This window comes from Pseudomonas sp. GW821-FHT09C08, assembly GCF_059418125.1.
In genome coordinates this window covers 1,073,723-1,085,341 of sequence record NZ_JBWKPG010000001.1, presented here as the reverse complement: position 1 = coordinate 1,085,341, position 11,619 = coordinate 1,073,723, and the positions used below count along the sequence as shown (strand labels likewise).

Annotated in this window: 13 protein-coding genes; 6 read left to right on the top strand and 7 right to left on the bottom strand. The window is 63.4% G+C overall.

Annotation, left to right across the window (positions count from 1 at the left end; genetic code table 11):
* The first annotated feature begins 3 nt into the window (after nt 1-3).
* The 4 genes from AC07OJ_RS04580 (at nt 4) to AC07OJ_RS04565 (ending at nt 3,685) form a co-directional block, all read left to right on the top strand.
* Nucleotides 4-1,551 (top strand): MFS transporter, encoded by a 1,548-nt coding sequence (locus AC07OJ_RS04580; RefSeq protein ID WP_495094065.1) that lies wholly within the window; start codon nt 4-6, stop codon nt 1,549-1,551.
* A 228-nt stretch (nt 1,552-1,779) separates the two neighbouring features.
* Nucleotides 1,780-2,289, top strand: coding sequence for a sigma-70 family RNA polymerase sigma factor (locus AC07OJ_RS04575; RefSeq protein WP_495094064.1), 510 nt, complete (start codon nt 1,780-1,782; stop codon nt 2,287-2,289).
* Entirely contained in the window at nt 2,286-3,221 is a 936-nt protein-coding gene (locus AC07OJ_RS04570; protein ID WP_495094063.1) for a FecR family protein, read from the top strand. The genes AC07OJ_RS04575 and AC07OJ_RS04570 overlap by 4 nt, the downstream gene beginning before the upstream one ends.
* Nucleotides 3,222-3,283: 62 nt before the next feature.
* Entirely contained in the window at nt 3,284-3,685 is a 402-nt protein-coding gene (locus AC07OJ_RS04565) for a hypothetical protein (protein WP_282396099.1), read from the top strand.
* 9 nt (nt 3,686-3,694) lie between these two features.
* Here AC07OJ_RS04565 and AC07OJ_RS04560 read toward each other — a convergent pair whose 3' ends face one another.
* Nucleotides 3,695-3,973, bottom strand: coding sequence for a hypothetical protein (locus tag AC07OJ_RS04560; RefSeq protein ID WP_495094062.1), 279 nt, complete (start codon nt 3,971-3,973; stop codon nt 3,695-3,697).
* 216 nt (nt 3,974-4,189) lie between these two features.
* Here AC07OJ_RS04560 and AC07OJ_RS04555 point away from each other — a divergent pair, with 216 nt between their 5' ends.
* Nucleotides 4,190-4,582: a tautomerase family protein gene (locus tag AC07OJ_RS04555; RefSeq protein WP_065908326.1), complete on the top strand. Its 393-nt coding sequence runs from the start codon at nt 4,190-4,192 to the stop codon at nt 4,580-4,582.
* A 39-nt stretch (nt 4,583-4,621) separates the two neighbouring features.
* Here AC07OJ_RS04555 and AC07OJ_RS04550 read toward each other — a convergent pair whose 3' ends face one another.
* Nucleotides 4,622-5,227, bottom strand: coding sequence for a cysteine hydrolase family protein (locus AC07OJ_RS04550; protein ID WP_106803756.1), 606 nt, complete (start codon nt 5,225-5,227; stop codon nt 4,622-4,624).
* Between the two features lie 179 nt (nt 5,228-5,406).
* On the opposite strand from AC07OJ_RS04550, the gene AC07OJ_RS04545 reads away from it, so the two are divergent.
* Nucleotides 5,407-5,604, top strand: a complete 198-nt coding sequence (locus tag AC07OJ_RS04545) for a hypothetical protein (RefSeq protein WP_201144616.1) — start codon at nt 5,407-5,409, stop codon at nt 5,602-5,604.
* Between the two features lie 14 nt (nt 5,605-5,618).
* On the opposite strand, the gene AC07OJ_RS04540 is transcribed toward AC07OJ_RS04545, so the two are convergent.
* The 5 genes from AC07OJ_RS04540 to AC07OJ_RS04520 all read right to left on the bottom strand — a co-directional run bounded on the left by AC07OJ_RS04540 (nt 5,619) and on the right by AC07OJ_RS04520 (nt 11,598).
* Nucleotides 5,619-5,900, bottom strand: coding sequence for a hypothetical protein (locus AC07OJ_RS04540; RefSeq protein WP_065908332.1), 282 nt, complete (start codon nt 5,898-5,900; stop codon nt 5,619-5,621).
* 158 nt (nt 5,901-6,058) lie between these two features.
* A complete protein-coding gene (locus AC07OJ_RS04535; protein WP_201144612.1) occupies nt 6,059-7,081 on the bottom strand; it encodes a LacI family DNA-binding transcriptional regulator in 1,023 nt (340 codons plus the stop codon).
* A gap of 24 nt (nt 7,082-7,105) precedes the next feature.
* The gene (locus AC07OJ_RS04530; RefSeq protein ID WP_495094061.1) at nt 7,106-8,413 is read right to left on the bottom strand and encodes a carbohydrate porin; all 1,308 of its coding nucleotides are present in this window, start codon (nt 8,411-8,413) and stop codon (nt 7,106-7,108) included.
* A gap of 54 nt (nt 8,414-8,467) precedes the next feature.
* Nucleotides 8,468-9,823: a c-type cytochrome gene (locus tag AC07OJ_RS04525; RefSeq protein ID WP_495094060.1), complete on the bottom strand. Its 1,356-nt coding sequence runs from the start codon at nt 9,821-9,823 to the stop codon at nt 8,468-8,470.
* Nucleotides 9,820-11,598 (bottom strand): GMC family oxidoreductase, encoded by a 1,779-nt coding sequence (locus tag AC07OJ_RS04520; RefSeq protein ID WP_495094059.1) that lies wholly within the window; start codon nt 11,596-11,598, stop codon nt 9,820-9,822. The genes AC07OJ_RS04525 and AC07OJ_RS04520 overlap by 4 nt, the downstream gene beginning before the upstream one ends.
* Nucleotides 11,599-11,619: the final 21 nt, after the last annotated feature.

The window sequence follows — 11,619 nt, the reverse complement described above, 5'->3', positions numbered from 1 at the left end:
CCCATGAAAACGACCTTTGCCGATACGGCGCTACTGAGCATCATCCTGCTGGCGATATTTGTCGTGCCCAGTTCCATTTCCGGCACGGCCCTCGCGCTGCCGGCCATCGGCGCGGATATCCAGGCGCCGCTGACCAGCCTGCAATGGGTGGTCAACGCCTTCAACCTGGCGTTTGCCTGCTTCACCCTGGCCTGGGGCGCGCTGGCGGATCGGCTCGGACGCAAGCGCTGCTTCGTCGCCGGTGCGTCGCTGTACGTGGTCGCTTCGGTGCTGTCTGCGGTGGCCGAGAGTGCCTGGCTGCTGGACGCGGCACGGGGGCTGGCGGGCATCGGCGCGGCGGCGATTTTCTCCTGCGGCATCGCTATTTTGTCCACCCACTTCAGCGGCCCGGCGCGGCTGCGCGCATTTGCCTTGTTCGGCACGGTGGCGGGGCTGGGCGTCAGCCTGGGGCCGACCTTGTCCGGCCTGTTGCTGGACAGTGTCGGCTGGCGCGCGATTTTCTGGGCGCATGCGGTGACCCTGGTGATTGTCCTGTTGGGGAGCCCGCTGATTACCCGCGACGGGGCATTGGCTGAGCGCACCGCGCGCTTCGATGTGCCGGGGGCGACGCTGTTCGTGCTGGCGCTGCTGGCGCTGATGGTTGCCATCGTGCAGGGCTCGCAATGGGGCTGGAGCAGCCAGGGCGTACTCGGCCTGGTGGCCGTGGCGGCGGTGTTGCTGGCGGTATTCACCTGGCAGGAGCGGCGTCATCGCCAGCCGATGCTCGACCTGTCGCTGCTGGCGCGCGGGCCCTTTGTCGGCCTGGCGCTGGTGACGGTCGCCGCGTCATTCGGCTTCGTGACGTTGCTGACCTACCTGCCGAGCTACCTGTTCGGCGTGCTGCAACTGAGCGCGACCCACGCCGGCCTGGCGATGTTGCTGCTCACGGTACCGATGCTGTTTTGCCCGATCCTGGCCGGCAAGTGGGCGGCGCGCGGGGTGTCGGCGATTGGCATCCTCAAGGCCAGCCTGATTGCCTTGCTGGTCGGCGTGGTCGTGCTGGCGCTGGTCAGCCAGGTGGGGGTGGCGCTGTGGCAATTGGCGCTGCCCTTGCTGCTGGTGGGTATCGGCATGGGCCTGTCGGCGGGGCTGGTGGATGGGCTGGCGCTGAAGACCGTCCCGGAGCAAAAGGCCGGGATGGCCGCCGGGTTGCTCAACACGTTCCGCCTGGGCAGTGAGGCGATTGCCGTGGCCCTGTACGGCTCGCTCCTGGCGACCTTGCTCGACAGCCAATTGCGCGCCACCTTGAGCCGCCTGGCACCGGACCCCGGCACCCTGCAACGCTGGATCGACGAGGTTGCCGCCGGCAACCTGACCGGTTCGCTGCAGGCGCTGGGCACAGAGCAGGCTAGCACCGTGCACAGCCTGTTTATCGGCGGCTATGACAGTGCCTTCCACGGCGTGCTGTGGGTGTCGGCGCTGATCCTGCTGGTGTTGACGGTGGTGGTGACCTGGCTGGTACGGCCACTGCGTGAACAGGAGCGTAGCGAGGCGCAACTGGCCGCCCAGTAAGCGCAGTTTCACACTGCCCGCGATGGTTGCGGGCGGTGATTTTGCGTGCCTGGAAGGTTCTCCAGGGTTATGCAAAAAATGCAGTTTGATGGCTTTTTTTATTCTTTTATCTGGTGATGCCCACTGGGGCAAACTGGATTCACCTGCCCGGATGCAGGTCTACCTCAAACCGACAGGCCCACCACCACTTGTCCGCTGGCGTGTGCAGTCCATGAAGATTATGGACCTATGGACCCGAATGCTTTGCTCAAGACCCGTCTCATCGGCCAGATTTTCCAGCAGCACTACAGCTGGTTGTGCGCGCGGTTGTCCTACCGCACCGGCTGCAGCCACAGCGCCGAGGATATCGCCGCCGAGACGTTCCTCAAGGTGTGGATGCTGCCCGATCCCACTGCGATCCGCGAACCGCGCGCGCTGCTGACCACCATCGCCCAGCGCCTGATGTACGAGAGCTGGCGCCGTCGTGACCTGGAGAGGGCGTACCTGCAGATCCTCGCCGAGGTGCCCGAACACGTGCATCCGTCGCCGCAGGAACAGTTGATCCTGATCGAGAGCCTGCTGGCCATCGACCGGCTGCTCGATGGCCTCTCGGGGCAGGCCAAGGCGGTGTTCGTACACAGCCAGCTGGACGGCATGACCTATACACAGATCAGTGACCGGCTGGGCCTGTCCCTGGGGCGCATCCACCAATTGATGACCCAGGCCCTGCGAGCCTGTTACCTGGGGTTGAGTGAGTGAGCAAACACCCGTTGAACGACCCGGTGGCCGAAGAGGCCATCGGCTGGCTGGTGCAAATCCAGTCCGGCGACTTCAGCCCCGCGCAGCAAGAAGCGCTGGATGAATGGCGCAGTACCTCGGCGCACCATCGCCAGGTGTACGCGCAATTGATCGCCGGCCTCGACCAACTCAAGGCCTCGCCGTGGCGTGGACGCTCCAGCGCGCAGCTGTTGCGCAGCCTGGAGCAGCCGAGCAGCCGGCGTTCGTTCCTGCGTACCAGCCTGTGTGCGGTAGGCCTGGCGGCGGGCGCGGGCTGGGTCTCGCGTTTCGACGACGCGGGGCAGTCCTATGCCACGGGTACCGCCGAGCGTCGCACCTGGCACCTGGCGGATGGCAGCACACTCAAGTTGAATGCGCGCAGCCAGGTGCTCGCCACGCTGAAGGGGGAGCCGCGCAGCCTCGAGCTGCGCGCCGGGGAAATGCTGGTGAATGTGCTGCGCCCGCTGCAGGTCGACACCCGCGCCGGCCGCATCAGCGCCAGCACTGGCCGCCTGATGCTGAGCGAGCAGGGCGCTGCGATACGCCTGGTGACCCTGGATGCCGACGCGGTGTTGCACTTCGAAGGCGGCACGCAGCAGCGCGTGGCGATGCACCAGAGCACGCTGTTCGATCACCAGCGCATCCTCACCCAGGTGCCCATGGCCGCCACCGATACCGCCTGGCTTGACGGCTGGCTGGTGGTGCGCAACCAGACCCTGGCCAGCGTGGTCGACGCAATTCGCCCGTATCGCAACGGCATCGTGCGCCTGGACGCCGCTGTAGCCGGTCTGCGCGTGACCGGGCGCTTTCCCCTGGATGATGCGCGGCAGACCCTCGAGGCCCTCGAGCAGAGCCTGCCGATCAAGGTGCGGCAATGGGGTGGGGTGGTTGTGTTGATTGGCGCGCGGGCCTGATTGGCGGTTGATGCACGTGCTGAATGTCTTTAGGATCACGCCCTTTTCAAGGGATTGAAAGCATGCTTGCCAAACACGTTCGCGCATTCTCGATGCTGGGCTTCAGCCTGGCGCTGACCGGCTGTATTCATTACGAGCACCAGAGCGCAGAAGGAAAACCTGCGGACCAGGTTGCGGTGATCCAGCAGTTCGACAAACACCTGACGATCACCCGTATTGATAACAACGGGACGCTGTTCTGGCTGGGTCGTCAGAACGAATACCGCCTTGGCGCCGGCACCCACACCCTGCAAGCTACCTGGTCGATTGGCGACGGCCGAACCGCGCCCCTCGCAACCACGGTGAGCCTGGTCGGTGGCCGAACCTATGGGCTGTATGGCGAGGCGTCGAAGGGCCGCTGGAGCTATGACATTCGTGATGTCGAGACGGGGCAGAGCGCGACAGTCAAAGCCCCATCGAACTAAGCACCTGCTTCACGGCAACGGGTTGGCCACCGGCGCCGGCTGTTTGCGAAAACGCGACGTGCGCACGTACCGAGCCAGCATCCACAGACCGGCGGCAATCGTGGTCATTATCGCACTGGCAAGTAAATAGCCGAGCACGCTGCCAATTTGATAAGGGGTCAGGAAGCCCGCCAGCAAGATCATCCCCGCATCGAACAGCGGCTTGAGAGTGAGCAGGGATGCGAGGATGGACGCGGCGTAAATCGGCAGGGAGACTACCAGGCGCAGCGCGCCAGACAGGTTGTTCATGCGTGATGTCTTCCATGAGGTGTTGAACGAAGGCCGCATGTTACGGCTTTTTCGCGTTCGGTTCATGCAAGCGTCACAGGTCATGCGGCTTCAATATGCGTAATAATCATATTTATTATTGCTGAATATGCGATTGATGAATTGTTCGCACAGGCCTAGGGTAGTGATCACGGGCCGCCGCTGTGGAATGGCCACCGACCTGCCAAGGATTCTGCCATGCCTTTAGTTCGAATCGACCTCGCCGCCGACACTACCGAAGCAACCGCTGCCGCCATTGGCGACGTGGTGTACGCGGCGATGACCAGCGTTGCGAATGTGCCCGAGCACGACAAATTCCAGATCATCAATCGGCATGCTCGCGATGAACTGGTGTATCCCGCCGCTGGCTACCTGGGCGTGACTTACACCCCCAGCATCGTGTTTATCCAGGTCACCTGGAATGCCGGGCGCAGCGTGGCGGTGAAGAAGGCCTTCTATCAATTCATCGCAGAAGGCATTCACGCCAAGACCGGGCTGCGCAAGGAGGATGTGTGGATCAGCCTGGTGGACGTGAAGCGCGAGGACTGGTCGTTCGGCAACGGTGAAATGCAGTACGCGCCGACCGAATAAGCAAAAACCGGCGACTCATCCAGGAGTCGCCGGTTTTTTTCATGGGGCCGTCAGCGCCTGCAGAAACTGCGTGTGTTTCAGCGTCTGCGAAAACATCGGCAGTGTGAAATTTTCCGCCGCCTGCTGTTGTTCCTCGGTAAACGTCGCCGTGCAGTCGGTCAGGGTGACAACGTTGTAGCCTTTCTCATACCCCGAGCGCACCGTGCCCTCGACGCAGCAGTTGGTCAGGAAACCCGCCACCACCAGCGTCTGGATGCCGTTGTTGCGCAACACCAGGTCCAAGCCCGTGGTGGCAAAGCCATCCAGCCCGCGCTTGCCTTCGACGACGATATCGCTGCTGTCCTGGGACAGCGTCGCAGTGATCTCGGCGCCCCAGGTGCCCGCACTGAAGGCGTTGCCGTCGGCCACGCCCTTGAGAATCCCATAGTCGCGCGTGGTCAGTTCGGGGTACCCCGCGGCGAAGCTGATCGGCAAATGCACGATCTTCACCCCGAGCTTGCGCGCTTGCTGCACCGTGGTGGCGGTATTGGCGAGCATGTCGGTGGCGTGCATGACGTCTTTGACAGCGTCATGGAACACGCCACCCTGGGTAGTGAAATCATTCTGGAATTCGATCAACACAAGCGCGGTGGTGTGCGGGTTCATGCGCATTCTCCGAGAGGCGGGCGGTGGGCTTTTAATCGTAGATCAAGTGCGGCCCGGAGGCTGGATTTGTTTGACTGCAGTGCGCGTCTCGCCGTTCGTCCATTGCCCGGCACTCTCGTGCACCCGCTGCCTCTCATGTTTAAGCCCGGATTCCCCGCGCGCCAGACTGGAGAGACAGCATGCACATTGACGAAAAAGCGCCGGGCAACCAATCCCAACAGGTGGTAACGCGCACCACCGACAACGAAACCGGCCCGGACCCGAAGCGCACCGAAGGTCAGATCCCGCTGCCGCCGGAAGACGGTGCGCCGCTTGAAGAAGACATGTCGGACGTGGACGCCGCCGATTCGGTCGCGAGTGAACACCCGGATGCCTGACGACGGCACACCCGTCAGTCGTCCACGGTGAACGTCACCCAGCCAGGGCCGTCCGTGGTTCGTTCGATCTCGACGATCACCCCACCTACGGATGAGCCATCGGGCAGGTTGACCGCGACAAAATTCGGGTGCCCAGGCCATTGAAGGGGCCGGTCGAAGTTCAGGCGCGCGATTGTCGGCTTGCCGCTGCTGGTCAGTTGGATTTCCACCGACTCATTGAGGTGTTCATCTGAAGCGGTGCCCAGATGACGAGAGGCCGTGATGACACTGGCGGTACCCTGGTAATCGTAAGACATGGACTGACCTTTTGTGAGTGGGCGTGGACGCGACGCGACGCGCTGAAATTCTGCTGCGCGCGCTGCTCTAGTGAATAGAGCCCGTGCGCCAACGCATCGTTCAATCGACATCACACAAAGGCCCAGGCGCTGCGCTCGCCTGCAATCACACGCGGCGGTCACAAGGCGCCGGGCAGGTTTTCCTCGATGATGATTTTCATCGCCAGTGGCAGCAGCGCAGGCGTGTCGATCATGCCGTGGGTGTGCAGCAGGTAGTCGATGCTGGCCTGCACCTGACCTTCCGGGTCCTGATCGAGTACCAGCGACATCACGCCCTGGCGCAGGAGCGCGGCGTGCTGGGGGGTGGCCTCATGGCCGATCCATACCGGATCGACCTGCCTGTGCGCCAACGCCGCATAGATCCCCTGCGAACCGCTGCCGGTGTCATACAGCCCTGCCAAGGGCCCGACGGCGAGGCACTGCGCGACGGCCGCGCGGGTCAGTTCATCGTCATCAAAGCACTCGACCGGGCCGACAATGCGCGTAGCCGGTGCACGCTGCGTCATTACGTCGATGAAGCCTCTGGCGCGCTCCTGATGAGCACTGTAGGCGAGCGAATTGACCGTCAGCAGCACAGCGCCGGGGCGTTGGCCGATCCATTCGCTCATCAAGCGCCCGGCACTGCGCCCGGCGGCGTGATTGTCGATGCCGACATACACCGCGCCCTCGACTGTGCTGAGGTTGGTGGTCAGCAAGACGGTGGGCGTGCCGTTCTGCACGATGGTGTTCAGCGCCTGGTGCACGTCCGGCGTGTCGGGCGCGACGACGATCATGCCATGGCGCCGCGAACGCGGTTTGCGCAGGGCGTCGAGCAGTTGCCCGGGGGCGTTTTCCGGCCAGCGCTGGCGGCGCAACGTGAGGTCCGAGCGCAGGCGTTGTGCCTGGCGCTCGAACGCCGCATCCAGGCGCTTGAAATGGTCAGTGGCGCTGTCGGCCAACAGTACATCGACGATCATCGGGCCGGTGAACGGCGCGGGCAGGCCGCGACGCACACCCAGCGCACGCGCCATCGCCAGGACCTTGCGCCGCTTGGTGTCGGACACGCCCCCGCGATCATTGAGGACCCGGTCCACGGTGCTCAGGCTGACGCCGGCCAATTCTGCGACCTTGATCAGGCCGTGACGCTTGAGGGTGTTGCCCATGCTGCGTGCGTATCCTGTGGCCGGTTAAAACTGCGATTGTACTTGCAGGCCCAGTACCAGGGCATTCTTGACCTGACGAACGCCGTCCGGGTCCTTCACGTACTGCAGGTTCGGCATGATGTTCAACCAGCGTGTGGCCTGGATCCCGTAGTTCAGCTCGACAACATATTCGCTGTGCTGCTCGGGCAAGTCACCGCCAGCGGCGTTTACCGCGCGGGCATTGCGCAGGTACACCGAGCTGGCGTGAACACGTGCAATGCCGGCGCCCAGCGTGTCGGTGGGACGCGCATCCCACAGGCCCTTATAGACCAGGCTGAGTTTCTGGTAGCTGTCGATCGCCGTCGTGTTGCGATCCTGGAACGTGGCGCTGGCCGTCAGGGTCAGGCCGCGAGAAGTGTCGCCGTTGACCGAGGTCAACTGCTGCTTGGCCACGACCCACTCGCCATGCCGTGTAGCGTCGGTGCGATAGGCGTTGCCACGGGTGGCCGCCGCTTGCCCGAACTGATCCTTGTACACATCCTCGGCCTGTGCGGTGCTGTGGTAATAACCCACACGGTATTCGCCGGGCAGTTGGTTGATAGTCGGGCTCCATACCAGTTCCAGCGGCGTGAAGGTGCCGGTGGTGCCGTGGGTGTTGAGCTTGAGGCCGTTGTCATTCTCCAGGTTCGACGGGTTCACGTTGAACGCGCCGACCTGTGCATACACCGTCGGGCTCAAGCGGTAGCGCAACCGTGCGGCCCACTGGCTGATCGGGCCGTTGTAGATGCTGTTCACGTAGTTGCCCGGTTGCGAGCCACAGAAGGCCAGCCCCTGGAACAGGCAGTCTTCCACGGCGAAGTCATCGCTGACGGCGAACCGGCCCAGCTTGATGTTCACCGCATCGCCAAGCCAGCCCTTGCTCAACCACAGTTCGCTGAGGCGGGTCACGCTGCCACGGCCCTGGATCTCCTGGGTCGAGCCCATGCCGGCGGCGCCCGGTGCGCTGATCTTTTGATTAAGATTATTGGCGCCGTTGCGGTTGGTCAGCCCCAGGCTAAAGGCTGCGTCCTGCCAGCCCAGCAGCTTTTGCAGGTCGATGTCGACGCCTGCGTTGAATTGGTCGGCGTAGCGGGTCGAGCGGTCTTTGTGCTGGTAACCGCCGCGTAGCAAGGTCGAGGTTTCGCCGGTGTAACCCAACTTGATATCCACCCCCTGGGCCAGCCAGGCGCTGCGCAGGCCGCCCCAATCGCCGCTCATCCAGGGTGAGTCGCTGGCGAACGCATCCGCAGCGTGTGTTGCAGGTACGCCCATGGCAACGCAGGCCGCCAGGCAGCGCAGTGGAAAACGTAGCATCTGATTGTTCCTTCAAAGGCAGGGACGCGGCCTGGTGCAGGCCGCGTCACGGGTTCAGCGGGAGGTGCCGTCGGCGCTCAGTTGGGCTGGCAGCTTGCGGTCTTCGCGTACAGCGGCGACCTGTTTGGCGCTCACCTCGGGGGCGGTGTTGCCCCAGCTGTTGCGGATATACGAGAGCGTCGCCGCAATTTGCTGGTCCGACAATTTCCACGCAAAGCTCGGCATCGCACCGCTGGTGGGGTTGTCGACGGTCACCGCGCCACGGCCGCCTTCGAGCACCGTGGTGATCAGGCTTTGTGGATTTTCTGCCTGGATGCCGGGGTTGCCGGCCAGGCTCGACGCCAGTTGGTTGATGCCCTTGCCGTCACTGCTGTGGCACGCCGAGCAGTTGGCCGAGTACACATTGGCGCCTTGCTGCATCAATGTGCCGGAGGCCTTGAGCGGCCGCGGGCTGCGGGTGTCCGAGCCAGGCAAGGTCTTGAGGTAAGCCGCGATGGCGTACAGGTCCTCGTCGCGCAGGTGCTGGGTGGAGTTGGTCACGGCTTCGGCCATCGGGCCCGACGCCACGGCCACGTGGTTGCTGCCGGTCTTGAGGTACTGCACCAGTTGCGCATCGCTCCAGCCGCCGATACCGACGTAGGGGTTGCCGGTAATTTCCGGTGCGTGCCAGCCAGCCAACTCGCCGCCTTGCAGGAACGCGCCGCCCTTGTCACCGCCGAGGAAGTTCTTTGACGTGTGACACGCGGCACAGTGGCCCAGGCCCTGTACCAGGTACGCGCCCCGGTTGACCTGCGCAGACGCCTCAGCCTGCGGTTGGAACGGTGTGTTATCAAAGAACAGCAGGTTCCAGCCCATCATCATCAGGCGGATGTTGAACGGGAATGGCAACTGGTTGGATACCACCTCGTTGTCCACCGCCGGGACGGTCTGTATGTAGGCCCAGAGGTCATGCATGTCCTGGTCGCTGACTTTCACGTAGGCGTTGTAGGGCATCGCCGGGTAGAGGTTTTCGCCATGCCGGCCTTTGCCTTCGCGCACCGCGCGGGTGAATTCCTGCTCGGTCCAGGCGCCGATGCCGGTGTTCTTGTCGGAGGTGATGTTGCTGGCGAGCAACTTGCCGAACGGTGTTTCCAGCGCGTAGCCACCGGCGAATGGCTTGCCGTGATGCGGATCGGTGTGACAGGCCGCGCAGTCGCCGGCAATCGCCACGTAGCGCCCGCGCGTCACCGCCGGGTCTTCCTGTGCCTGGGTGGCAGGCGCCTTGACCCCGGCGCCGTCAGCAGATTGCTGCCCGGGTTGCGCAATGCTGTCCGCTGCATCGGCAATGCCGAATGCACCATACAGGCCGATGGCGGAACCCAGGGACAATACGGCGGTGGCCGTCAGGGCCATGCGAAAGCGCGCATTCATGCCGGTACCTCCACCAGAGGGCCGCGTTTGGCCAGGTATTGGTCAATGATCGCCTTGGCGGTCCACAGGCTCAGCGCGCCAATGGTCGACGTCGGGTTATAGCCGGCGTTGTTCGGGAATGAAGAGGCACCCAGGACGAAGACGTTGTGCACGTCCCAGCTCTGCTGATAGCGGTTGAGCACGCTGGTTTTCGGGTCCAGGCCCATCACCGCGCCGCCGATGGTGTGGTCGCTGGAGGGCAGGTAAGGCCCATAGTTCACGGCTGCCGAGTCAAAGCCGTTGACGATTTTTGCACCCATGGCCCTGCCGATTTCCACCGCTTTGTCTTCGGTGAACTTGGCCATGCGCCGGTCGTTCTCGTTGTAGTCGAAGGTCACGCGAATCAACGGGTCGCCATTGGCATCGTTGTATTCCGGGTCCAGGTCCAGGTAGCACTCGTCATGGGAAAAGCTGGTGCCCTGGTTGAAGATGAACGTGCCGTTCTGGAACGCGTGGGTATAGGCTTTTTTCCATTCGCTGCCCCAGCGTGGAGTGCCTGGCGGGACAGCGTCTGCGTTGCCGATCGGACGTGCGCCACGGGCTACCACGAGGATCCCGGCGCCGCCGATGAAGCCCTTGCCGGTGTGGTCGAAATTGTCGCCGTTGTAGTCGTCCACCTGGGCGGAGAGGGCGCCTGCACCGATGTACTGGTTGAGCTGCTCGTCCTCGAAAAACAGGTTGGCACCGGACACGGTCTGAAAACTGTAGGCGCGGCCCACCACGCCTTGGCGGGTCTCGGGATTGTAGGGTTTGCCGATTTTCGAGAGCAGCAACAGCCGCACGTTCTGCATCTGGAAGGCGGAGAAAATCACGATGTCCGCCGGTTGCTCCCACTCCATTTTGTTGCGGTCGAGGTAGCTCACGCCGCTGGCGGTCTTGCCGTCTTCGGCGAGATTGGCGCGCAGCACGGCCGATTCGGTCAGCACGGTGAAATTGCTGCGCTGCATCAACGCGGGAATCACACAGGCATTCGGGCTCGACTTGGAGAAGTTGCCGCAGCCGTAATACAGGCAGTAGCCGCAGTAGGTGCAGGGCCCCATCCGCACACCCAGCGGGTTGGTGTAGGCCTGCGAGGCCTGGCCTGCGGGCACCATGAATGGGTGCAAGCCAAGCTTTTTGCTGCCTTCGGTGAACAGGTCGGTCAGGCGGGTGGTGGCGAGTGGCGGCAGCGGGAATTCACTCTTGCGGTTGCCTTCGAAGATGTTCGCACCGTCGATTTTCTCGCCATTCAATACGCCGGCCTTGCCCGATACGCCGGCGATTTTTTCGAAGCGCTCGTAGAAGGGTTCGAGGTCGTCATACGTCACGCCCCAGTCCTGCACGATCAGGCCTTTTTCGATTTGCTGCTGGCCGTAGCGCTTGAGTGTATAGCTGTAGGGTTCGAAGTCGAACGGCAGGAATCGCCAGGCCATGCCCGCCCAGTGCGTGCCCGATCCGCCGACGTTGTAGCCCAACTCGTTCAGGCTCCAGTCGCGGGTCGGCAGCGCGGTTTGCGAGCGGTTGTTGCGAAACGTGGTGGTTTCGATCGCGGGCGGCAGCAGCATGCTGCGGCGGGTGTCCCAGCGCAGTTCATCGGTGTCCACCGAGGGCGGGAAGTCGGTGGCGGTCTCAAACCACGGACCGCGTTCGATGGCGACGACATTCAAGCCGGCACGGGTCAGTTCTTCGGCAATCAGCGAGCCGCACCAGCCGAGGCCGACGATCACTGCGTCGACTTTGGGGCGTACATTGGCCATTCGGGAATTCCTCTTCGTTAC

Excerpts from the sequence above, each read along its gene's own strand:
- AC07OJ_RS04580 (WP_495094065.1), top strand. The coding sequence starts at position 4 with ATGAAAACGACCTTTGCCGATACGGCGCTACTGAGCATCATCCTGCTG.
- AC07OJ_RS04575 (WP_495094064.1), top strand. The coding sequence starts at position 1,780 with ATGGACCCGAATGCTTTGCTCAAGACCCGTCTCATCGGCCAGATTTTC.
- AC07OJ_RS04565 (WP_282396099.1), top strand. The coding sequence starts at position 3,284 with ATGCTTGCCAAACACGTTCGCGCATTCTCGATGCTGGGCTTCAGCCTG.
- AC07OJ_RS04560 (WP_495094062.1), bottom strand. The coding sequence starts at position 3,973 with ATGAACAACCTGTCTGGCGCGCTGCGCCTGGTAGTCTCCCTGCCGATT.
- AC07OJ_RS04555 (WP_065908326.1), top strand. The coding sequence starts at position 4,190 with ATGCCTTTAGTTCGAATCGACCTCGCCGCCGACACTACCGAAGCAACC.
- AC07OJ_RS04550 (WP_106803756.1), bottom strand. The coding sequence starts at position 5,227 with ATGAACCCGCACACCACCGCGCTTGTGTTGATCGAATTCCAGAATGAT.
- AC07OJ_RS04545 (WP_201144616.1), top strand. The coding sequence starts at position 5,407 with ATGCACATTGACGAAAAAGCGCCGGGCAACCAATCCCAACAGGTGGTA.
- AC07OJ_RS04540 (WP_065908332.1), bottom strand. The coding sequence starts at position 5,900 with ATGTCTTACGATTACCAGGGTACCGCCAGTGTCATCACGGCCTCTCGT.
- AC07OJ_RS04535 (WP_201144612.1), bottom strand. The coding sequence starts at position 7,081 with ATGGGCAACACCCTCAAGCGTCACGGCCTGATCAAGGTCGCAGAATTG.
- AC07OJ_RS04530 (WP_495094061.1), bottom strand. The coding sequence starts at position 8,413 with ATGCTACGTTTTCCACTGCGCTGCCTGGCGGCCTGCGTTGCCATGGGC.
- AC07OJ_RS04525 (WP_495094060.1), bottom strand. The coding sequence starts at position 9,823 with ATGAATGCGCGCTTTCGCATGGCCCTGACGGCCACCGCCGTATTGTCC.
- AC07OJ_RS04520 (WP_495094059.1), bottom strand. The coding sequence starts at position 11,598 with ATGGCCAATGTACGCCCCAAAGTCGACGCAGTGATCGTCGGCCTCGGC.